This is a genomic window from Wenyingzhuangia sp. IMCC45574, assembly GCF_054182685.1.
Genome location: NZ_CM135169.1, coordinates 1,575,180 through 1,596,934, shown reverse-complemented (window position 1 = coordinate 1,596,934; position 21,755 = coordinate 1,575,180). Strand labels below are relative to the sequence as shown.

Here is a 21,755-nt window from a genome sequence, read left to right as displayed (position 1 = left end):
AAAAAACAACTTGTATGATTTTTGTAGCGGTTGTTTTTTAGATATATCAATAATTCAGCTTTAATTTTGACATATGTTCAATTTTATAGTTGTAATAATGAGAAATTTTATTTTCAAGTGTTTTTTATTGTTGTTTTCGCTAAATGTCTTCTCTCAAGGGAAAGAAGTAAAAGGTAAGGTGGTAGACAACACAACAAGGGAGCCTTTAATAGGTGTTAATATATCTATTAAAGGATCAGACAAACTTGTTCTAACAGACTTTAATGGAGAGTTTAAATTAGCAAATATCCAAGAAGAAGATGTGTTGGTGTTTTCATATTTAGGGTATACTAAAGAAGAAATAGCAATCAAGTCTCAAACGTTTTTAAATATAATTTTAAAAGAAGATGTTGAGCAATTAGAGGGGGTTGTTTTAATAGGTTACGGAACTCAGGATAAAAGAGAAGTAACAGGAGCTGTTTCGGTAGTGGAGAGTGAAACTATCGAAAAGTTAAATCCTGTAAGAGTAGAACAAGCACTTCAGGGACAGGTTTCTGGAGTTTCTATTACGTCATCTTCTGGTGCACCTGGTGCAGGGTCTAACATTAGAATTCGAGGTATTTCTACAAATGGAGATAACAGACCTTTAATTCTGGTAGATGGTAACCCTATAGAAGATTTATCAGTTATCAACCCAAATGATATTAAGAGTGTAAATGTATTAAAAGATGCAACAGCTGGTATTTATGGGGTAAGAGCTGCGAATGGGGTAATTATTATAGAAACCAAGTCGGGAAGTAAAAAGAGCGACTTAAAAATAAATGTAGATTCTTACTACGCTTTTCAGCAAACAAGTAAAAAGTTAGATTTATTAAATCCAAGTCAGTTTGCAGGGTATGTAAATCAGGCAGAAGGAAGCAATAGATATTTTATACAAGACAATACAGGGTTGATTTTTGATCCAAGTATTAGTGCTGTTACTCCTTTGGGGGCTGCGGATTGGCAAGATGAAGTTTTTGAAGTAGCACCTATGTACAATGTAAATGTATCTGCTACTGGTGGTACGGAGAAATTAACTTATGCGGTTGGAGCTTCCTACCTAAATCAAGATGGTATTGTTGGAGGCGAAAAATCCAATTACAATAGATTGACTGCTAGAACTAAATTAAGCTACGACGTAACGGATAAATTAAACCTTTCGGCAACGGCAATTTATAGTTTTTCTGAAAAGAATAAACTAGCAGAAAATGGAGTGGGAGCAGTGTTGTACAACGCTATAAATGCAGACCCTTTAACAAGTGTATACAGTAATGCTGCTACAAACGATATCGGTTTTGAAAGATACAGAGGGGGTTTTGGAGTTGTGAATACAAATGCGATTGAGGTTGCAAATCCAGTGGCTCAAATGGCAACTAGTTTTGACAAAGATATTGTAAATAAAATCAGTCCAACGTTTACTGCTAAATACGATATTACAGAGAACTTATCTATTCGATCTAAATATCAATTCAACCATGCGGTTGTAGACATTAACATCTTTAGACCCTTAGCGTATTTTGGAGCGGGTAAATCGTTAACAAGAACCACAAGAAACGAGTATGTAGACGATCAGAATACTTTTGATGATTATACATGGAACAACATTGTTACTTATAAAAATACGTTTGATGAGGTTCACAATGTAGACGTTCTTTTAGGGCAGGAAATGGTTGAATTTAGAGGAACTTTTGCTGGACAGTTTGGAGAGGTTATGAGACAAGGAGAAAACGCTAATGACTATGCAAGAATAGAGAATTTTGAAATTGTAAGAGACCGTTTTAATCCAGCTCAGTTGGCCGTAGGTAGCGAACAATTTAAGAATAGGTTGTTTTCTTACTTTGGAAGGTTGCAGTACAACTACAAAGAAAAGTATTTGTTCTCTGGAATGTTGCGTAGAGATACATCTTCTCGATTTGGACCAGAAAACAAAGTAGCCTATTTCCCTTCGGTTTCTTTAGGTTGGGTACTTTCTGAAGAGAATTTCTTTAAGAAAAAAGGTGTGGTAAACAACTTAAAACTAAGAGCGAGTTACGGTATTATTGGAAACGATAGAATTGGAGACTTTGCCTACATCTCTAGGTTAGATGGTGAGGGAGTTTATACAAACAACGAAGAAGCTACACAGTTAGAATTATTGACAGGAGTTGCAGAAGGGAGATTGTCTAACCCAAGTATTAAATGGGAAACAACCACTACAGGAAATATAGGTTTTGATATAGCATTGCTAAAAAACAAGATTACCATTACCACAGATGTATATACTAAAAGAACAGAAGATTTACTGATTGATGCTCAGATTTCAGGTTTAACAGGAGTAGGAGGTATTGGATCATCGGCTCCATTTATCAACGCAGGTACGGTTGAGAATAGTGGATTTGAATTTCTAGTTTCTTATAGAGATCAGTTTTCTGATGATTTTAAATTTAATACCAGTGTAAACTTTACAACGCTTAAAAATGAGGTTGTATTTGTAGGAAGTGAATCAGGATTTTTAGAAGGAGGTAGTTTTGGAATTGGAACAGGAATTTTACCGTCTAGAATGGAAAGTGGTCATGCAATAGGTTACTTCTACGGATACAAGACTAACGGAATCTACCAAAGTCAAGCAGAAATAGATGCTTTAGATGCAAGTGCCCCAGAAGGTACTTACCACGATGGAGCAGGAGTTGGAGATTTAAGATTTGTAGATACCAACGGAGATGGAAAAGTAGACGAAAATGATAGAACAAATATTGGAGATCCATTGCCTAGTTTAACAGCAGGTTTAAATATAGGGTTCTCTTATAAGAATATAGACTTTAGCGCTTCTGCCTTTGGATCTTTTGGAAACGAAATGGTACGCGACTATGAACGTGTAAATACATTGGCCAACAAAAGTACTAGAGTGTTAGATGCTTGGACAGCAACCAACCCAAGTAACACAAATCCTAGAGTGGTTTCTGGAGCTTCTATCAACACAGATAAATTTTCAGACTATTATGTAGAGGATGCTTCTTATGTAAGAATTCAGAATGTACAAGTGGGGTATACGTTTAACGAGAAGTTAATTTCAAAAGTAGGGATAGACAAGCTAAGATTGTACGTGTCTGCTAATAACCTACACACTTTTACCAATTATTCAGGGTTCGATCCATCAGGTTCTTCACCAGGTACAGATAACAAAGGTGAGCCAATTGGAGCTGGGATAGATAGAGGTTTTTATCCAGTGGCTGAGACTTACATTTTTGGAATGAACTTAAGTTTTTAATCTTATATAAATACAGAGAGATGAAAAATAGATCAATAAATAAAAAAATAAGCTTTTTGGCTTTCATTACAGGACTACTATTATTAGTACCTACCCTAAACTCTTGTGATGAATTTGTAGAATTAGATCCTATAGGACCTACTGCAGATAATTATTTTCAGACTCAAGAAGAGTATGAAAAGGCATTGATTGGTGCATATGATATGTTACAGACTACTTTTTGGAATGTGTTAACAGGTGTTGTAGCATCAGATGATATTATTGCAGGAGGAGATGCGGCAAATTTAGACCAGCCAACTTTGCAACGAATAGATAAAATGTCTCATACACAAGCGGACAATAATCAATTAAGAGATATTTGGAAGTTTATGTATGCTGCTATAAACAGAGCCAATTACATTTTGGAGTTTAAAGACAATGCAGACTTTGCTGGAAAAGAAGAGATTATTGCACAGGCATATTTTTTAAGAGCCTATTTTACTTTTGAGTTGGCAAAGTTCTATGGAGATATTCCATTGTTAACAGAAGAAAGAAATGGAGTACAGAGGATTGCAAACAAGCGTGTTAGAGTTGGAGAGGAATATGCTTTAAATAGAGTAGGAAGCATTGCTCAGGTTTATGGTTTAATAGAAGAAGACTTAAAAGAAGCAATTCAGAATTTACCAGTAACCCAGACCGAAAAGTATGAAATAACCAAAGGAGCTGCGCAGGCACTTTTAGGAAAGGTGTATTTGTATCATGGAAAATTTGATAGTGCAGCCTTTGCAGATGCGGCTACTGTTTTAGGAGATGTAATTAGTGCAAATATTTACAGTCTAGAAAATTTTAATACTCTATTTACAGCAGGAGGAGAGAATGGAAATGAATCCATCTTTGAGATTCAGTATACCAATGTAGAAGGAGCAGGATGGGATTGTATTCAGTGTAGCGAGGGAACGTATTTCCCTAAATTCAATGCTCCTAGAAATGTATCCATAGCACCTTACATAAATGGATGGGGATTTAATTTACCAACACAAGCGTTGTACGATTCGTATGACATTGGAGATACCAGAAGAGATGTTACAATTCTTGACCTAAGAACAAATGGTGCTTATGAAAAGAGTAGAGAAGATACAGGGTTCTTTACAAAAAAATACTTACCAACTCAGGCAGACGAAAATGCAAGAGCAGGATCAGATCCATTAAACTTTCAGAACAATTACAGGGCAATTCGTTATGCAGATGTATTGCTAATGGCTGCAGAAGCAGAAGTGCAAAGCGGAGGTTCCGTTGTGAATGCAACGTCTTATTTAAATTCAGTAAGAGTAAGAGCTTTTGGAAACAACTCGCACGACTATCCTTACAATGGGGAGAGTGATTTGTTAGAAGCTATTTATGTAGAAAGAAGATTAGAGCTGGCGGGAGAAGGGCATAGATTCTTCGATTTGGTAAGAACCAACAAAGCACAAGATGCTTTTGATGATTACAACACAAGTAAACCTGCAGAAGCAGGAAGTATTGCATATGCAACAGGAAAAAATGAAGTATTTCCAATTCCATTAGTAGAATTGAATTTGGCAAATGCTTTAGAGAGATGGGGGCAAAACCCTGGATATTAATAGATGAAAACAAGAACGTTTTAAAGATATTCTTCGGAAACGTAGAATCATTACTAACTTATTAAATAGATAAAAGATGAAAAATTTAAAGAAGTGGATGTTTATCCTAACGAGTTTAGCATTAGTCATTGCTTGTAGCAGCAGCGATGATTCAGATGATATGGGTGGTGGTAGTACTGCAGATGGTATTACCAATGTAGATTTTACTACAGAGATTAGTGGAGACGGAACGGTTGTAACGGTAACCCCAACAGCAACTGGAGCAACTTCATATGAGGTGGATTTTGGTACAGATGCTACCGATGATGTAAAACCAACAGCGGGAGTTCCTGTTAATTATGATTATCCAAACGAAACTAAAACTTATACGATTAAAGTAACAGCAATGGCTACTGGTAAAGAAGATGTTTCTACAGAAAAGCAAGTTTCTATTACGTTTACTGTACCACAGACAGATGCTGTAGGTAGATGGGTATTGTTACACGATGCAGCTGCTTTAGCAATTGGACCAGATGCAACGAACTTTTCTTGGTGGTCTAACGGTTTAGCAGACTTGAAAAAAAGAGATTGTTTGTTTGATGATGTATACGAGTTTAAAAGCGATGGTAGTTTTGTAAATACTTTAGGTAGTCAAACTTGGGGAGAGCCATGGATGGGTACAGATCCTGAAGCTTGTGCTACACCTGTAGCTCCATTTGATGGTACTGCATCGGCTACTTGGTTCCACGACGAAACAAATAATACGATTACAATTACAGGTAAAGGAGCTTATTTAGGATTGGCAAAAATAATGAATGGTAAAGAAATAGGAAATCCAAGTGAAGCACCTGATAGCGTTACTTATAGCGATGTAACTTTCTCTGATGATAAAAATACGATGACTGTATATATAACTGTTTTAAATGATGCAGGGACAGATGGTAAAAATGGTTTTTGGAGATTTATGTTTGCTAAAGAAGGGACTCCTGGAGCTTCGTTACCAACTACAGATTCTGATAATGATGGAGTTGCAGATGTAGATGATGCTTGTCCTGATGTTCATGGAGGAGGTAATACAGATGGATGTCCATCAACAGGTATTGGAACAGATCCGCATGATGATTTTGAAGGAGCTGGAAATATTACTTGGGTTGGAGATGCAGCAGGAGTTGAAGTTGTTGACAATGGTTGGAAAACAGGAATTAACACTTCTAACAAAATCTTAAAGTACGAAGATACAGGAGGGCAGTATGCAAATATCCGTTTTGACTTGAATGAAGATAAGACCGATAAGTTTGATTTATCAACCAAGAATATCTTTAAGGTAAAAGTTTATGTACCTTCACCAGCAACAGCACATACACAGCCTAAGCAATTGGCTTTAAAATTACAAGATGGTTCTAGTAGCTCTCCATGGGAAGGACAAGTAGAAGTAATTCAAACTTACGAATACGATACTTGGCAAGAATTAACTTTTGATTTCTCTGCTCAAAGTGCTGAAACGAAATTTAGTAGAATAGTGGTACAGTTTAACAGTGAAAACAATTTTGAAGCTGTTACAGGTTATATAGATGACTTTACGTACGGTTCTAATTAATAAGAAAGTTAGGTAGTGAAAAAATCCACATACATTCAAAGTGGGTGTGTGTGGATCTTTAATTAAATACAAACAAAGGATGAAAATAAATAATATATCAACACCTAAGAATTTATGGCTAAAGAGCCTGTTAATAATTTGTTTGTTTTCTTGTGCTTGTAGCAACGATGATAAAACATTATTAATAGTTGATGAAAGTTGTTCTGGTAAAGTTGAAAGTGCTACACCTACGGGTGATATGACGACTTTAGTTTGGTCTGATGAGTTTGATACCGATGGTAGTCCTTGTTCTGGTAACTGGACCTATGATGTAGGAACAGGAGATAATGGATGGGGAAATAGTGAGGTTCAATTCTATACCAGAGAACCAGAAAATGTAAGAGTAGAAAATGGAGTCTTAAAAATAACGGCTATTAAACAATTGTTTAATGGAGCAACGTATACGTCTGCTAGAATCAAAACTCAGGATAAATTTGGGTTTACTTATGGAAAAGTAGAGGTAAGAGCAAAATTACCTAACGGTGGAGGTACGTGGCCTGCAATATGGATGTTAGGAGAAAATATTACCACAGCAGGTTGGCCAGCTTGTGGAGAAATAGATATTATGGAACATACGGGGAACGATTTAGGAGTTACTTCTAGTGCAATTCATACCATTTCTGGATCTGGAGGAAATCCTGCTTTTGTAAAGCATTATGCAAGAGTAAACGATGTTGCTACCGCTTTTCATGTATATGGAACGGTGTGGACAGAAAATAAAATTGATTTTACTGTAGACGGTGTTGTAATGGGAACTTATCAAAGACCTACAAATAGTACAGTAAGCAATTGGCCGTTTGATAACAATCAGTTTATGATTTTAAATCTAGCCATGGGGGGAACATTAGGTGGTACCATAGATGCCAATTTTACCCAGTCAACTATGGAAATAGATTATGTAAGGGTATATCAATAGGGTGAATTAGCGAATTTAAGAGCTAATAAAATTATTGAAGTTTGAATCAAACGATATTATGCTAAGTAAATCGTTTAAAAAGTTAATTAAGTATGAAAAATAGAATAAATTTATGGATGTTGTGTCTGATGGTGTTCGTGGTATTTTCATGCAATCAAACGAGTGAAGTGAAATATAAAAATCCCAAATATTCAATAGAAGAGAGAGTTGATGATTTATTGTCTAGAATGACTTTAGAAGAAAAGGTCGGACAAATGAATCAATACAACGGTTTTTGGAATGTAACCGGTCCTGCACCCATACATGGTGATGCAGTAAAGAAATACAAAGATTTAAGATCTGGTTATGTGGGTTCTATGTTAAATGTTAGAGGGGTAAAACATGTAAAAGCAGTTCAGAAAATAGCGGTAGAAGAAACTAGGTTAGGAATTCCTTTGGTCATTGGTTTTGATGTAATTCATGGGTACGAAACTATGAGTCCAATACCTTTGGCAGAATCGGCTAGTTGGGATTTACAGGCAATAAAAAAATCTGCAGAAATGGCAGCGTTAGAGGCTTCTGCAGCAGGAATAAACTGGACATTTGCACCCATGGTAGACATCTCTAGAGATGCTCGTTGGGGAAGAGTAATGGAAGGAGCAGGAGAAGATACTTATTTAGGAAGTCTAATTGCCAAAGCTAGAGTGGTAGGGTTTCAGGGAGAAGATTTATCGAGTGCGAACACCATATTGGCATGTGCAAAACACTTTGCAGGTTATGGTTTTGCAGAGGCGGGTAGGGATTACAATACAGTAGATATTGGTACTTCTACGTTACACAATGTTGTATTGCCTCCTTTTAAAGCTTCTGTAGATGCAGGAGTAAGGACTTTTATGAATTCGTTTAATGAGTTAAATGGAGTACCAGCAACAGGAAGTTCATTTTTACAAAGAGATCTTTTAAAAGGGAAATGGAAATACGATGGTTTGGTGATTTCTGATTGGGGTTCAATAGCAGAAATGATTGCTCATGGTCATGCAAAAGATTTAGAGCATGCTGCAGAGATTGCAGCTAATGCAGGATCCGACATGGATATGGAATCGAATGCTTATGTGGCTTATTTATCAGAATTGGTGAAAAACGGAAAAGTAGACGAATCTTTAGTTGACGATGCATGTAAGCGAATTTTGAAAGTAAAGTTTGAATTGGGATTGTTTGAAGACCCTTACAGGTATTGCAATGAGCAGAGAGAACAAACAGTTATTGGTAGTAAGGAAGTATTGGATGCTTCTTTAGACATGGCCAAAAAATCTATTGTTTTGTTAAAAAACAAAGGGGGGCTTTTACCCTTAGCAAAAAAAGGCAAAAAGATAGCGGTAATTGGAGCTTTAGCAGCAGATAAAACAAGTCCTTTGGGAAGTTGGAGAATTGCAGCGAAAGATAGTACAGCAGTTTCTGTGTTAGAAGGAATGAAAGCATACGAGGGGAATAAAATACAGTATGCCAAAGGTGCTGATGTAACAATTGGTGAAACCAATTTTATAACTGAGGTAAAAATTAACGAAACAGACACCAGTGGTTTTTCTGAAGCAAAAGATGCGGCAAAAAATGCTGATGTTGTTGTGATGGTGTTAGGAGAACATGGTTTTCAAAGTGGAGAGGGAAGAAGTAGAGTAGTTTTAGATTTACCGGGGGTACAACAAGAGTTGTTAGAAGAGGTTTATAAAGTAAATAGCAATATAGTTTTAGTGGTAAATAGCGGGAGACCATTGGTGCTAAATTGGGCTGATGAAAATATTCCGGCTATTGTAGAAGCGTGGCAATTAGGATCTATGAGTGGACATGCTATTGCACAAGTGCTCTATGGAGATTACAATCCTAGTGGAAAGTTACCAATGAGTTTTCCAAGAAGTGTAGGACAAATGCCATTGTATTATAATTACAAAAATACAGGAAGACCAACTTTGCCAGGAAAAGATATTGTTTTTTGGTCTCATTATCAAGATGAAAAGAATGATGCCTTGTATCCTTTTGGGCATGGACTGAGCTATACTCAATTTGAATATGGAGATTTATCAGTTACACAAAAAGAAGGAAGTGTTTCTGTAAAAGTACATGTAAAGAATACAGGAGAAAGAATAGGAAAAGAAGTAGTACAGTTATATATAAGAGATATTGTGGCGAGTGTTACCAGACCCGTAAAAGAGTTAAAAGGTTTTGAGTTGATAGAATTACAACCTGGAGAAGAAAAGCCTGTAACTTTTGAATTAACCAGCGAAGAATTAGGTTTTTACAATAATCAAGGTGAATTTGTAGTAGAGCCAGGAGAATTTAAAATTTTCTTAGGAGGTAGCTCTAAAACAGTTATAGAAACAAGTTTTGTTTTAGATTAAATAGTTGATAAATTTTGTAAGAGTATGTTTATAGCAAGGGCTGAATGTTAAAATTCAGCCTTTACTTTTATGTGAATTTCTTTTTTGCTTACAGGGTGTATAAAGGTAATGGATTCAGCATGTAGGTGCAATCTATTAGACTTTTGTCCGTACAAATCATCTCCAACAATAGGAGTATTTAAGCCTAGAGTGTGTGCAGCATGGACCCTTAACTGATGTGTTCTTCCTGTGATAGGGTAAAAATACACTTTGGTTTTTCCGTTTTTTTGTTCAATAATTTCCCATTTTGTTCTAGCAGATTTCCCGTGTTCATAACAAACCAATTGCCTAGGTCTATCGTCTACATCTAAACGTAAAGGCAAGTCTATAAATCCTTCTGTTTTTAGGGGTGTTCCGTTTAGCAATGCTACATATCTTTTTTTAACGGTTCTCTTTATAAATTGCTTTTGCAATGCCTCGTGTGTGTCTTTGTCTTTTGCAATTAATAACAAACCAGAAGTAGACATGTCCAAACGGTGAACAATTAAAGGCCCTGTAGCATTTGGGAATTGTTGTTTGATTCTTATGTATACAGAGTCGCTAATATCTTTACCGGGCACGGATAAAAATTCAGGAGGTTTATTTACAGCAAGTAGGTAATCGTCTTTGTATACAATTGTTAGTTCTTTTCCTATTGCAGGATTCTTTAACAAAGGATTTTCGTCCATTTCTATGCCCTCTAACATATGACCTAAAATAGGTTTACATTTTCCTTGACAGGCAGGATAGTATTGCCCGTGTTTTCGAATCTCAGATTTAGGACTATCTCCCCACCAGAATTCAGCCATACAAACAGGTGTTAAATTGTTTAGAAAAGCATATTGTAACAATTTAGGAGCAGCACATTCACCAGCACCTGCTGGAGGTGTTTCAAAAGCTGTAGTCTTAAAAATATCTAGTAAGTTTTGAGAGACTCCTTCTTTATTAAGGAGTTTGTATTGTTTAAACAAGTACTGTTGTAGGGCATTAGACCTTTCTTTTCTTTCTTTTTTAAGAGCAGTTACTTTGTTTGTAAAAGGAGTAATTTGTTTTTCAATGTCCAAGATTTGATCCTCCCAATTTTCCGTTAGTTTTCTTAGAGCTGTTTTAGAACTTACACTCTCTTTTGCCAACTGGTTTAAAAGTGCACTAAGTGGTTCTCCCTCTAGCTCTTGTTCTGCTTGGTTTCGTTTCTTTTTTCGTTGTTTTCTATCTTCAATAATACGTTGCCTTAAAGCTTCAATTTCGTTTGCGGCAGTTTTTTTGTAGGCTTCTAATGTTTGTGTAAGTTGTAGAAAAGTGTCGTTATTTTCTGCAGTTTTTAAATCAGCATTTAATTGGTTTAAGATTTCTTCTTGCTGTAGAAAATAACTTTCATTTTGCAGCATATCAAAAATAGGAGGAACAAAAAAATCATGATCATTGGTGCCTGCTAATTTTCCAGAAAAAGCAGCCAAATATCCCAATTCGTCTTTTGAATTTTTAACGATTAAAACCCCAAACATTTTTCCAATGGTTTTTTCGTTCAATTCGTTGGAATCAAAAAAAGGATGTTTCCAGTCTTTTTGAGTTGTGATGTATTGTTGAACTTCTGCTGCTGCTAACTTGCACAAAGGATGAGGTTCGTAATAAAACGGAAACGTAAATTTTTCTGGTAAAGGTATTTGGAGTACATCCCTATTAAAGGAGTGAAAGTGTTGATTGTTAATCATTAATTAAAGACTATTCTTAAAGGCAAAGATATTCAATCTTTTAGATTAAACTAGGTAACTTTTTTACGGTTGTTGTTCAGTGTTTTACGTATTTGTTATTGATGTATGTTAACAAAAGTTTAAAAGGTTTGAAATACATTTTTTTTCTCATCCAAAAGAGTGATATTAGCCTGCATATTTAAACTAAATCAACAATGAAAAAATTACTACTAGCAGCTATGTTTTTAGCTGTTTCTGCAACATCATTTGCACAAGATTTACCATTAAATCCACAGCCAGGAAAATGTTATGTACGTTGTACAACACCAGATATTTATGAAAATAAAGAAGAGCAAGTTGAGGTAGAACCAGCTTACAAAATCTTAACAGAAGTACCTGCAGAATATCAAACAGTAACAGAAGAGGTTTTAGTTAAAGAAGAATCTAAAAAGTTTGAATTTGTTCCTGCTGTATGGGGTACAGAAGTAGTAGAGTATACTTCTAAAGAGGCTTCTAATACACTTAGTTTAAATTCTGCGACTTTTAAAAATGCTTCTAAAATGGTTGAAATTAAACCTGCTTATGCAAGATGGGAATTAAGTCCAGAAAAACCAGATTGTGAGTCTAGCAATCCAGATGATTGTAAATATTGGTGTTATAAAGGATATCCTGCACAATATAAAACAGTACCTACTATTGAGTTAGAGTCTGATGCATCTGCAGATAGAAATCCTGTTGCAGAAGAAAGGGCTACGTATAAAAAGAGAGTTATTAAAGAACCTGCTCATGTAAAAGAGATTATTATTCCTGCTGAATACAAAACAATTACAAAAACTGTTTTGGTAAGAGATGCTTATACTACAGAGGAAATTGTTCCTGCTGTTTACGAAGTAGTCGTAAAAGAAGTATTGGTTAAAAAAGGAGGTTTAACAACTTGGAAAGAAGTTGAATGTTCTTTAATAGAATACCAAGCGTTACCTATTAACTGGAATTTAGGAAGTGCAACTTTAACAGCAGAAGCTAAAAAGTTAATTGACGATAGATTAATGCCTGTGATTGAAAACAACCCAGGAGTTAAATTAGAAATCGCTTCTCATACAGATTCTAGAGGTTCTAAAACATCTAACCAAGATTTATCAGAAAGAAGAGCTTTGGCAGTAGTAAACTACTTAAAAACAAAAGGAATTAATGAAAGTTTATTAGTAGCCAACGGTCATGGTGAAAACAAATTAAAAAACAGATGTGCTGATGGTGTTTCTTGTACAGAAAGAGAGCATGCAGTAAACAGAAGAACTGAGTTTAGATTGATTCAATAGTTTGAGTTAAACTAAATTAAGGCATTATATTTGAAACTCTTTTCTAAGAAACTTAGAAAAGAGTTTTTTTATATATTTAAATCGTCAATAGAATATTTATGAAACGTTTATTATTCATTATTTGTTTAGCGGTAAGTTGTTGTGTTTTTTCTCAGAAAAGCGAGTTAAAATGGTCTCAGAATTTTGAGAAAACGCTAAAAAAAGCCAAAAAGAATAAGAAACCTATCATTCTGTATTTTAGCGGAAGCGATTGGTGTGCACCTTGTAAAAAATTAGATGCAGATTTTTTTCATTCCACTCAATTTTTAGAAGTATCAAAAAAGTTTAATTTGGTTTTGGTAGATATTCCTCGTAGAGTAGATATTATTTCTGAGAAGCAGATGGAAAGAAATAAGGAACTGTTAAAGAAATACAATAAGAGAAAGTCTTTTCCTTTGGTTGTGTTTATGAATTCTAGAGGAAAAGTAAAAGAACAAATAGCTGGATATTCTTATTTAAGAGACACCAGTAAATATTTTGAATATATTCAAAAACTTACGAATTAATCTTGTTGTTTTTGTGCAAGCCAACCCTTAGTTGATTCCAAAAGTCAGCGGGTATTTTATCATCTCCTTTAAAACCTATTTCTAAATTTTTATCTGTTTTTGGAATGTAGTTGGTTTTAAAGATATAGTCCCATAAGCTTAAACTTATTCCAAAATTTACCCCATGTTTTCTTTCTTTGGGTAAGGTATACGCATGATGGTACAAATGCATTACAGGGTTGTTAAAAATGTATTTTAGGGGCCCCCAGGTAATATTAAGGTTTGCGTGGTTTAAATGTCCAATGGTGATTGCCGCAAAATGAATTATATATGCCTGTTCTGGTTGAAAACCACCCAGTACCATAACAACTAGTGTTTTTAAAGGTTTGTAGAAAATGTTTTCCATCCAATGATATCTAAGGTGAGCAGCAAACCCCATTTCTTTTACACTGTGATGGATTTGGTGAAATTTCCATAAAAAATCGAATCGATGTAAAAGGATATGAGTAAACCATTGCACAAAATCGTTGATCACAAAAAATAGAATCAGTTGGTAAACAACAGGGAGTTCTTTTATGTTTATAAGAACAAGGGTATCAGGTACTATACCTATACTTTTAAATAAGGACGATGTTAATGCGTAAAAACCACTAATAAAAGTTCCGAAAATAAAGAAGTTAAAAAACATGTAAAATACATCCAACCAAAAATCTTTTCTAAAAACTCCTTGGTGTTTTCTCCATGGGAACAAAATTTCTAGAAACCAAATAATTAGAGAAATTAATATAAGCCCCCAAAAGTAATTTTCGTACCAATTTACTTCCCAACAAATCATGGATACTACCCAGTGGAAGTAGTTTAGCATGCTGCTGCAAAAAATGTTATTTAGGAGTTCCATTATTCAAAAGTATGGAACAAAAAAGAAATGGATTGTAACCAAAGTTACTTTTCTTCAAATTCAGGACAGTCTATTCTAATTTGTCCAACTTTTAGCTCTTTTTCCAATAGATTACAATAGTGTTTGTTTGTGGAATTTTGATAAAACTTACAACCATAGCAAGTGCGTTGAACCGATAGAATTTCCTTTTGATTTAATTGATAGATCAACTTACTTAATGTAGAAAACAAGTCTTCTTGTTCTTTTGTACTTAAGGTTTTTACCTGTTTTATAAGAGGTAAATCAAAATTGTAGGTTGTTTTTATAACTTCTTTTCCCTTTTCAGAGATAAGAATTGTATAGCTTCTGCTATCTGTAGATGAGAAGTCTTTTACAATTAATTCTTTTTTATCTAAAACTCTAATAGCATCGCTAACAGTGGGTTTGGTAATATTAAACTCCTTGGCTAGATGACTTACATTGCAAAGAGAAGGTGTATGGTAAGCAACAAAGATTAGAATTTGTATCTGTATAGGGCTTAAGCTTTCTTTTTTTGCTTTTTCCCAGAGCAATACTTTAAAAACTTCAGAAATACGCTCCAAACTAGCTACAACCTTGCTAGCTATATCTTTTTCTTGGTGTTTGGGGTTAAAGGTACTTTTATCCATAAAAATTGCCTGTCAACTGTTATTGACAGGCAAAGTTAGTAATCCTAATTAAATAAAAGCTTTTTAAGATGATATCATAGAAAACATTATGGCTTTATTTTTTATTAGGATTCCTAACATTTTAACACGTGTTTAACTCTTTACATCTTCTATAGAAGCACCAAAATTTATGTGCAATACATTTCCATTAGGTGTAACCAATGCAGGTACCGATTGTACGCCAGATTTTTCAGCTTCAGAAATTTTTGTTTTGTCTTCTCCAATGTGAATAATATCCACATTTTCGTTACCAATTAAGTTTACTAAATCGTGTTCAGCACTAATACATACAGGACAACCTGCGTGATAAAAAATTGATTTACTCATTTTGTTAAAAAATTAAAAGTTGTTGCAATATTGCATTACAAATATATAGTAAGGATTCCTAACTAAAAAATATTTATTCATTTTTTCCCTGTAACAAATGTTACTGATGCCCTGTAAATGTGTTTCTATTTTTGTTCCCATAAATAATAATGAATAACATGGAGCTAATACTACAACCTTGGCCATGGTATATATCAGGATTACTGATTGCTTTGGTACTGTTTATTTTGTTGATGATGGGAGACCGATTTGGAATGTCTTCTAATTTAAGGACGCTATGTACCATATGCGGTGCCGGTAAAAAGACTTCCTTTTTTCGTTTTGATTGGAAAGAACAACGATGGAATTTAATGGTAGCACTTGGTGCGGTACTAGGAGGTTTTATAGCTGCTAATTTTTTAAGTGTTAACCAAGGTGTTGCAATTAGTGAAAATACCATAGTAAGTTTAGAGACTTACGGAATTACAAGTGCTGCAACTTCTTATTTGCCAACTGAATTATTTGTTGATTTAAATCCTAAAAACATTTTAGTATTGGCCGTTGGTGGTTTTTTAGTGGGGTTTGGTGCAAGATATGCTGGAGGTTGCACTTCTGGACATGCAATTTCTGGATTAAGTAATTTACAACTCCCTTCTTTAATTGCGGTCATTGGTTTTTTTATTGGTGGATTGGTAATGATTCATTTGTTGTATCCTTTAATTTTTTAAATAGAAAGAAATGAAAAATATAATATACTTAAGTATAGGAATGTTGTTTGGTATTACCATGTATAAGTCCGAGGCTGCTTCTTGGTTTAGAATTTACGAGATGTTTAATTTTCAGTCTTTCCATATGTACGGAATTATTGGAGTGGCAGTTGTGGTAGGAATACTAACAATCCAGCTTATAAAGAAATTTAAAATAAAGAGTTTTTACGGAGTACCAATAACAATAGATGATAAAGCAAAAAGTGTAAAACGCTATTTGTTTGGAGGGATTATTTTTGGTTTAGGTTGGGCCTTAGGAGGTGCTTGCCCCGGACCCATGTTTACGTTGGTAGGTTCAGGTTTTTTTAGTCTACTTATTGTAATTGCTTTCGCGGTTTTGGGGACCTATGTGTATGGAGTTGTAAAAGATAAATTGCCACATTAAAATTTCTAACCACAAAAAAGAGGTTTCTAATTAATTAGAAACCTCTTTTTTGTGGTTGAATAAATCTTCGTTGGGATTGTATATTGTTTTATAATATAATTATAGCTCCTAATGTTAAGTTGTCTAAACCAAAATTAAAGATTGTATTGTCTGCTTTGTAATCTACATCTACATCATCATTGCTATATTCCGTAGAAGTATGTCTTATTTGCCCCATATTTGCTGTAAGAGCAATTTTTTTAGAAATTTGTAGCGTAAGACCAGGTTCAATAGCTAATGTATACCCGTTAGTTTTAGTTTCAGAATCATAGTTAAAATCTTCAAATTTTCCCTTAACGAGCCCGGCAAAGCCTTCTACATTAAACAATAATTTTTTAGTTATAGGGTAGTATTTCTTTAGGTAGGGACCTATGATGTAATTTGTATTCTTAGTGTCTTGCGAAGAACTGAATCCGTTAGTATCGTAATCAGTAGCTTCAATTCGTGTCATTATATAACTAGCTTTTAAACCTAAAACAACATTGTCGTTTAGGGCAACTCCGTAGTTTAGATTAATTAGAGCAGTTTGTTCCTTATTATCAATTGGAGACCAGTCATCATTACTAGTGAATTTACTTTGATTGTAGTTAATAGCTCCACCAATTAGTTTACTACCTTCCTTAATTCGAAACTGTTCAACCTCTTTTTTTTGTGCAACAATTCCCATTGCACTTATCATAAGCGCAACTATAGCGATTCTTTTTAATAACATTTTTGTCGGTTTTTAATTTAAATCCGGCAAACTTAAAAAAATAAGATGATTTTTGTTATTAAATTAAGGTTAATTAGAACTTATTTAGCTGTTGGTTTTATAGTGACTAATTTCTCACTAACTGCCCAGTCGTAAAAACGTTCAATCCACGTGTCAGAAGGAGTATTTCTTTTGGTCATTCCAAATCCATGTCCTCCTTTGGCATACATGTGTAAGGCAACATTCAAGTCCATTTCTTTCCAAGAGCTATACAATTGAATACTTCCCATGGCTAGTTTTAAAGGATCGTTACTAGCACAAATAACCAACATAGGAGGTGCATCTTTTTTAGGTTTCTGTACTGGGTATTTAGAGGTCCAAGGATAAATAGGTACTAAGAAATTGGGTCTGTTTTTAGTTGTGTAATTGTACCCAACTCCCATGGTTACAGCTCCACCTGCAGAAAATCCCATCATTCCAATTTTATTTGGGTCTATATAGAGCTCGTTGGATGCTTTTCTTACATAGGCAATGGCATTTAAAGCATCGTCTATGGCATACGGAAATACTTTTTGTAACAGTTCTTGTTTTTGGTTATAATCACCAGCTACTTTTCCTTTGTTAGATGGTACTAATCTGTATTTTAAGACAATGGCTGTAATCCCTTTTTTTACCAACCAATCTGCTACCATGGTTCCTTCGGTTTCAATACTATTTACTCTAAGGCCACCTCCTGGTGCAATTACTACCGTAGTTCCTGTGTTAATTTCTTCTTTAGGAGAGTAAATTAAAATACTAGGTTTGGCAATATTGGTAAGTTGTTTGTGGTCGTTTCTAGATATTTCAAAGGTTTCTCCTTCCCATTTTACATTGTCTGTTTTTTTATAAGGGAGTTTTATTTCTGTTTGTGCAATAAGAGTAGTGGTAACTAAAAAAAAGAAAGCAAAATATTTCATAATTCTTATTTTATAATTTAAAGTAAAATCCGTCCTCTTTTAGTTTTTGGTATACGTTTTCATCAAAACGATATAAAATAGCCGGTTTGTGTGCTACTTTTTGTTGTTTTTTCCCCGTATCAATCAATAACTTCATCTGATTTAATTTTGTTCTAAAGTTACGTTTGTTCAATTCTATTTGTAAAATAGACTCATATACTTGCTGTAAGTTTGTCAAGCTAAATTCTTCGGGTAATAAGTTAAAACCAATAGGTTCGTGTCTAACTCTTCTCTTTAATCTTTTGTGTGCAGACGTTATAATGTGTTCGTGATCAAAAGCTAAATCTATTTCGTTTAGTTTGTCAATATCGCACCATTCTAATTTTTCTGCAGTGTAACCCGCTTGTGGAGTGTATTGTTCTATATTAATTAAAGCGTAATAACTAATTGTAATAACTCTTTTTCCAGGATATCTGTCTGTTTCTCCAAAAGCTCTAATTTGTTCTAAGTAGATATCGTCTAAGTTGGTAATTTTTTTTAAAGTGTTCTTAGCACTGTCATATATGCTAACATTTTCATCAAGGAAATCTCCAGGTAATGCCATTAATCCTTTAGAAGGCTCATTCTTTCTTTTAATTAGGAGTACTTTAAGGCTCTCTTCTTGGAATCCAAAAATTACACAATCTACAGAATTCTCTATCATATTTCTTGGTTTAAGCCATAAAAATAAAGATAGTTTAATAAATAATCTAACTCTTTTAATAATAAGCTAAAATTTTTACTATATTTACTTTGTTTAAAAAATAAACTAAGTAAATTTGTCGTTGCCAATTTTGGCATAACTAACTAATATTTAAGGAATATGATATCTATAGGTTTTGATTTAGGAAGTTCGTCTGTAAAAGCGACTCTAATAAATAATCAAACAAAAGAGGTATTAGCATCTGCTAGTTACCCAGAAAGAGAGATGAAGATTGATGCTCCTCAGGAGAATTGGGCAGAACAACATCCTGATGATTGGTGGAATAACATTCAGAAAGTAACGGATAAACTATTTGAAAAAACGGATGTAGAAAGGAAGCAGGTAACAGCTATTGGTATAGCGTATCAAATGCATGGTTTGGTTACTTTAACAGAAAGTGGAGGGGTAGTAAGACCCGCAATTATTTGGTGTGACAGTAGAGCAGTAGCAACAGGTAATAAAGCATTTGCTGAAATAGGAGAAGAGAAGTGTTTGGAAAGTATGTTGAATTCTCCAGGGAATTTTACCGCTTCTAAATTGGCATGGGTAAAAGAAAATGAGCCAGCATTGTACAAAACAATTGCCAAGGTTATGTTACCCGGTGATTTTATTGCGTATAAATTCACAGACAAAATTACTACCACAAATACAGGATTATCCGAGGGGATTTTATGGGACTTTAAAGAAGAACAATTAAGTGAGACTATTGTAAATCATTATGGTTTTGACAACGAATTGTTCCCCGAAATTGTTCCTGTTTTTGCCAATCAAGGTCAGATTTCTACGGCAATGGCTGAGCAATTTGGTTTTAGCTCAGAAGCAATTGTTTCTTATAGAGCAGGAGATCAGCCAAACAATGCTTTTTCATTAAATGTATTAAATGCAGGTGAAATTGCAGCTACGGGGGGTACATCAGGAGTGGTGTATGGAGTGGTAGATCAGTTAAAATACGATGCAAATCAACGAGTAAATACGTTTGCACATATCAACCATACTGCAGAAGATAGAAAATTAGGAGTGTTGTTGTGTATTAACGGAACCGGAAGTGCATATGCTTGGTTGCGTAATAATTTAGCTGCAGATAAGGATTATTTTGAGTTAGAAACAATGGCTCAAGAAGTTCCGGCAGGAGCAGAAGGATTGTCATTCTTGCCTTTTGGTAATGGAGCAGAACGTATGCTGAATAACAAAATTGTTGGAGCTCAGTTTGAAGGATTGCAATTTAGCAAGCACGGTTTAAGCCATATGGTAAGAGCTTGTTTAGAAGGAATTGCGTTTTCTTTTGTGTATGGAATCCGTTGTATGGCAGAATTAGGTTTAGATCCTAGTGTTATGAAGGTTGGAAATGATAATATGTTCCAATCCGAAGTATTTTCTACAACTATTGCAACTTTAACGGGAGCAGAAATTCAGGTAAAAGAAACATCTGGAGCTGTGGGAGCCGCTATTGGAGCAGGATACGGAGCAGGAGAAATAGAAAATTTAGATACTGCTTTCTCTAAAGAAAATATTGTAAAAACCTATCAAGGAGATGCTCTTAAAAAAGAAGCTTTAGAGCAAGCTTACCAGAAGTGGTTAGCGGTGTTAGAAACAAAAATAAAATAAAATCAGAATTATAAAATCATGTCAAAATTAACAATTGGAAGTAAAGAGTACTTCAAAGGAATTGGAGAGATTAAGTTTGAGGGTAAGGACTCAAAAAATCCTTTAGCTTATAAATATTACAATCCAGATCAGGTAGTTGCAGGGAAAACAATGAGAGAACACTTTAAGTTTTCTATTGCTTACTGGCATACCTTCTGTGGACAAGGATCTGATCCTTTTGGACCAGGTACACAAAACTTTGAGTGGGATCAAAACGCAGACCCTATTCAAGCAGCAAAAGACAAGGCAGATGCTGCTTTTGAATTCATTACAAAAATGGGATTTGATTACTACTGTTTCCACGATTTTGATTTGATTCAAGAAGGAGCAACTTTTGAAGAGTCTGAAGCTCGTTTAAAAGAAATTGTAGCTTACTTAAAAGAAAAGCAAGCAGCAAGTGGAGTTAAATTATTGTGGGGAACTGCAAACTGTTTCTCTAACCCACGTTATATGAATGGAGCATCTACCAACCCTAATTTTGATGTAGTAGCAAGAGCTGGAGCCCAAATTAAATTGGCTTTAGATGCAACTATGGAATTAGGTGGAGAAAACTACGTATTCTGGGGTGGACGTGAAGGTTACATGTCTTTATTAAATACAGATATGGGACGTGAATTAAACCACATGGGACAATTTTTAGGATTGGCTAAAGATTACGCACGTGGAAAAGGGTTTACAGGAAACTTCTTTATTGAGCCTAAACCAATGGAACCTACCAAGCACCAATACGATTTTGATGCAGCAACAGTTGTTGGTTTCTTAAACAAACACGGTTTACAAGACGATTTTAAAATTAACTTAGAAGTAAACCATGCTACTTTAGCAAGTCATACCATGCAACACGAAATGGATGTGGCTGCACAAGCAGGTATGTTAGGAAGTATTGATGCCAACCGTGGAGATTACCAAAACGGATGGGATACAGATCAATTCCCAAACAACATTCAGGAAACAGCAGAAGCTATGTTGGTATTCTTACAAGCAGGAGGATTACAAGGTGGTGGAGTTAACTTTGATGCAAAAATTAGAAGAAATTCTACAGACTTAGAAGATGTATTCTTAGCGCACATTGGTGGTGCAGATACATTTGCAAGAGGATTATTGATTGCTGATAAGATTATGAGAGAATCTGACTACACAAGCTTAAGAGAAAAGCGTTACGCTTCTTTCGATGCTGGAAACGGAAAAGCTTTTGAAGAAGGAAAATTATCTTTCGAAGATTTATACAGCATTGCTAAAGAGAACGGAGAGTTACAAAGTATTAGCGGTAAACAAGAATTATTCGAAAACATTGTAAATAATAATATTTAATTTTAAAATCCCAAAGTTTGATGGTTTCAAGCT

Annotated in this window: 18 protein-coding genes; 11 read left to right on the top strand and 7 right to left on the bottom strand. The window is 34.6% G+C overall.

What is annotated here, in order from left to right; all coding sequences use genetic code 11:
* The first annotated feature begins 97 nt into the window (after positions 1-97).
* From ACXHHC_RS06730 to bglX, 5 genes are all read left to right on the top strand, one after another.
* Complete coding sequence (locus tag ACXHHC_RS06730; RefSeq protein ID WP_458228865.1) at positions 98-3,265, top strand: SusC/RagA family TonB-linked outer membrane protein; 3,168 nt, start codon at positions 98-100, stop codon at positions 3,263-3,265.
* Between the two features lie 20 nt (positions 3,266-3,285).
* Entirely contained in the window at positions 3,286-4,866 is a 1,581-nt protein-coding gene (locus tag ACXHHC_RS06725) for a RagB/SusD family nutrient uptake outer membrane protein (protein ID WP_458228864.1), read from the top strand.
* A gap of 76 nt (positions 4,867-4,942) precedes the next feature.
* Positions 4,943-6,442, top strand: a complete 1,500-nt coding sequence (locus ACXHHC_RS06720; RefSeq protein ID WP_458228863.1) for a hypothetical protein — start codon at positions 4,943-4,945, stop codon at positions 6,440-6,442.
* A gap of 79 nt (positions 6,443-6,521) precedes the next feature.
* Positions 6,522-7,397: a glycoside hydrolase family 16 protein gene (locus ACXHHC_RS06715; protein WP_458228862.1), complete on the top strand. Its 876-nt coding sequence runs from the start codon at positions 6,522-6,524 to the stop codon at positions 7,395-7,397.
* A gap of 92 nt (positions 7,398-7,489) precedes the next feature.
* Positions 7,490-9,769 carry a beta-glucosidase BglX gene (gene bglX, locus ACXHHC_RS06710; protein ID WP_458228861.1) on the top strand — a complete coding sequence of 760 codons (2,280 nt, stop codon included), beginning with the start codon at positions 7,490-7,492 and terminating at the stop codon, positions 9,767-9,769.
* A gap of 47 nt (positions 9,770-9,816) precedes the next feature.
* Here the strand turns inward: bglX and ACXHHC_RS06705 are convergent, their stop codons facing one another.
* Positions 9,817-11,499: a pseudouridine synthase gene (locus tag ACXHHC_RS06705; protein ID WP_458228860.1), complete on the bottom strand. Its 1,683-nt coding sequence runs from the start codon at positions 11,497-11,499 to the stop codon at positions 9,817-9,819.
* 194 nt (positions 11,500-11,693) lie between these two features.
* On the opposite strand from ACXHHC_RS06705, the gene ACXHHC_RS06700 reads away from it, so the two are divergent.
* Both ACXHHC_RS06700 and ACXHHC_RS06695 read left to right on the top strand, forming a co-directional pair.
* Positions 11,694-12,794 carry an OmpA family protein gene (locus tag ACXHHC_RS06700; protein ID WP_458228859.1) on the top strand — a complete coding sequence of 367 codons (1,101 nt, stop codon included), beginning with the start codon at positions 11,694-11,696 and terminating at the stop codon, positions 12,792-12,794.
* A 98-nt stretch (positions 12,795-12,892) separates the two neighbouring features.
* A complete protein-coding gene (locus tag ACXHHC_RS06695) occupies positions 12,893-13,339 on the top strand; it encodes a thioredoxin family protein (RefSeq protein ID WP_458228858.1) in 447 nt (148 codons plus the stop codon).
* On the opposite strand, the gene ACXHHC_RS06690 is transcribed toward ACXHHC_RS06695, so the two are convergent.
* The 3 genes from ACXHHC_RS06690 to ACXHHC_RS06680 form a co-directional block, all read right to left on the bottom strand.
* Positions 13,329-14,183: a sterol desaturase family protein gene (locus tag ACXHHC_RS06690; protein ID WP_458228857.1), complete on the bottom strand. Its 855-nt coding sequence runs from the start codon at positions 14,181-14,183 to the stop codon at positions 13,329-13,331. The two genes, ACXHHC_RS06695 and ACXHHC_RS06690, sit on opposite strands and share 11 nt — an antisense overlap.
* Before the next feature lie 77 nt (positions 14,184-14,260).
* A complete protein-coding gene (locus tag ACXHHC_RS06685) occupies positions 14,261-14,863 on the bottom strand; it encodes a MarR family winged helix-turn-helix transcriptional regulator (RefSeq protein ID WP_458228856.1) in 603 nt (200 codons plus the stop codon).
* Positions 14,864-14,995: 132 nt separating this feature from the next.
* Positions 14,996-15,229 (bottom strand): thioredoxin family protein, encoded by a 234-nt coding sequence (locus ACXHHC_RS06680; protein ID WP_458228855.1) that lies wholly within the window; start codon positions 15,227-15,229, stop codon positions 14,996-14,998.
* 158 nt (positions 15,230-15,387) lie between these two features.
* Here ACXHHC_RS06680 and ACXHHC_RS06675 point away from each other — a divergent pair, with 158 nt between their 5' ends.
* Positions 15,388-15,936 carry a YeeE/YedE family protein gene (locus tag ACXHHC_RS06675; RefSeq protein ID WP_458228854.1) on the top strand — a complete coding sequence of 183 codons (549 nt, stop codon included), beginning with the start codon at positions 15,388-15,390 and terminating at the stop codon, positions 15,934-15,936.
* Between the two features lie 10 nt (positions 15,937-15,946).
* Positions 15,947-16,360, top strand: coding sequence for a DUF6691 family protein (locus tag ACXHHC_RS06670; RefSeq protein ID WP_458228853.1), 414 nt, complete (start codon positions 15,947-15,949; stop codon positions 16,358-16,360).
* An 88-nt stretch (positions 16,361-16,448) separates the two neighbouring features.
* Here ACXHHC_RS06670 and ACXHHC_RS06665 read toward each other — a convergent pair whose 3' ends face one another.
* The 3 genes from ACXHHC_RS06665 to ACXHHC_RS06655 all read right to left on the bottom strand — a co-directional run bounded on the left by ACXHHC_RS06665 (position 16,449) and on the right by ACXHHC_RS06655 (position 18,728).
* A complete protein-coding gene (locus tag ACXHHC_RS06665) occupies positions 16,449-17,111 on the bottom strand; it encodes an outer membrane beta-barrel protein (protein WP_458228852.1) in 663 nt (220 codons plus the stop codon).
* 80 nt (positions 17,112-17,191) lie between these two features.
* Entirely contained in the window at positions 17,192-18,046 is an 855-nt protein-coding gene (locus ACXHHC_RS06660) for an alpha/beta hydrolase (RefSeq protein ID WP_458228851.1), read from the bottom strand.
* Between the two features lie 10 nt (positions 18,047-18,056).
* Complete coding sequence (locus ACXHHC_RS06655; protein ID WP_458228850.1) at positions 18,057-18,728, bottom strand: NUDIX hydrolase; 672 nt, start codon at positions 18,726-18,728, stop codon at positions 18,057-18,059.
* Positions 18,729-18,887: 159 nt separating this feature from the next.
* Here ACXHHC_RS06655 and ACXHHC_RS06650 point away from each other — a divergent pair, with 159 nt between their 5' ends.
* Both ACXHHC_RS06650 and xylA read left to right on the top strand, forming a co-directional pair.
* Positions 18,888-20,372 carry a xylulokinase gene (locus tag ACXHHC_RS06650; protein ID WP_458228849.1) on the top strand — a complete coding sequence of 495 codons (1,485 nt, stop codon included), beginning with the start codon at positions 18,888-18,890 and terminating at the stop codon, positions 20,370-20,372.
* 18 nt (positions 20,373-20,390) lie between these two features.
* Entirely contained in the window at positions 20,391-21,722 is a 1,332-nt protein-coding gene (xylA, locus tag ACXHHC_RS06645; protein ID WP_458228848.1) for a xylose isomerase, read from the top strand.
* Positions 21,723-21,755: the final 33 nt, after the last annotated feature.

Excerpts from the sequence above, each read along its gene's own strand:
- ACXHHC_RS06720 (WP_458228863.1), top strand. The coding sequence starts at position 4,943 with ATGAAAAATTTAAAGAAGTGGATGTTTATCCTAACGAGTTTAGCATTA.
- ACXHHC_RS06685 (WP_458228856.1), bottom strand. The coding sequence starts at position 14,863 with ATGGATAAAAGTACCTTTAACCCCAAACACCAAGAAAAAGATATAGCT.
- ACXHHC_RS06670 (WP_458228853.1), top strand. The coding sequence starts at position 15,947 with ATGAAAAATATAATATACTTAAGTATAGGAATGTTGTTTGGTATTACC.
- ACXHHC_RS06705 (WP_458228860.1), bottom strand. The coding sequence starts at position 11,499 with ATGATTAACAATCAACACTTTCACTCCTTTAATAGGGATGTACTCCAA.
- ACXHHC_RS06700 (WP_458228859.1), top strand. The coding sequence starts at position 11,694 with ATGAAAAAATTACTACTAGCAGCTATGTTTTTAGCTGTTTCTGCAACA.
- ACXHHC_RS06675 (WP_458228854.1), top strand. The coding sequence starts at position 15,388 with ATGGAGCTAATACTACAACCTTGGCCATGGTATATATCAGGATTACTG.
- bglX (WP_458228861.1), top strand. The coding sequence starts at position 7,490 with ATGAAAAATAGAATAAATTTATGGATGTTGTGTCTGATGGTGTTCGTG.
- ACXHHC_RS06690 (WP_458228857.1), bottom strand. The coding sequence starts at position 14,183 with ATGCTAAACTACTTCCACTGGGTAGTATCCATGATTTGTTGGGAAGTA.
- xylA (WP_458228848.1), top strand. The coding sequence starts at position 20,391 with ATGTCAAAATTAACAATTGGAAGTAAAGAGTACTTCAAAGGAATTGGA.
- ACXHHC_RS06680 (WP_458228855.1), bottom strand. The coding sequence starts at position 15,229 with ATGAGTAAATCAATTTTTTATCACGCAGGTTGTCCTGTATGTATTAGT.
- ACXHHC_RS06665 (WP_458228852.1), bottom strand. The coding sequence starts at position 17,111 with ATGTTATTAAAAAGAATCGCTATAGTTGCGCTTATGATAAGTGCAATG.
- ACXHHC_RS06725 (WP_458228864.1), top strand. The coding sequence starts at position 3,286 with ATGAAAAATAGATCAATAAATAAAAAAATAAGCTTTTTGGCTTTCATT.
- ACXHHC_RS06655 (WP_458228850.1), bottom strand. The coding sequence starts at position 18,728 with ATGATAGAGAATTCTGTAGATTGTGTAATTTTTGGATTCCAAGAAGAG.
- ACXHHC_RS06695 (WP_458228858.1), top strand. The coding sequence starts at position 12,893 with ATGAAACGTTTATTATTCATTATTTGTTTAGCGGTAAGTTGTTGTGTT.
- ACXHHC_RS06730 (WP_458228865.1), top strand. The coding sequence starts at position 98 with ATGAGAAATTTTATTTTCAAGTGTTTTTTATTGTTGTTTTCGCTAAAT.
- ACXHHC_RS06660 (WP_458228851.1), bottom strand. The coding sequence starts at position 18,046 with ATGAAATATTTTGCTTTCTTTTTTTTAGTTACCACTACTCTTATTGCA.
- ACXHHC_RS06650 (WP_458228849.1), top strand. The coding sequence starts at position 18,888 with ATGATATCTATAGGTTTTGATTTAGGAAGTTCGTCTGTAAAAGCGACT.
- ACXHHC_RS06715 (WP_458228862.1), top strand. The coding sequence starts at position 6,522 with ATGAAAATAAATAATATATCAACACCTAAGAATTTATGGCTAAAGAGC.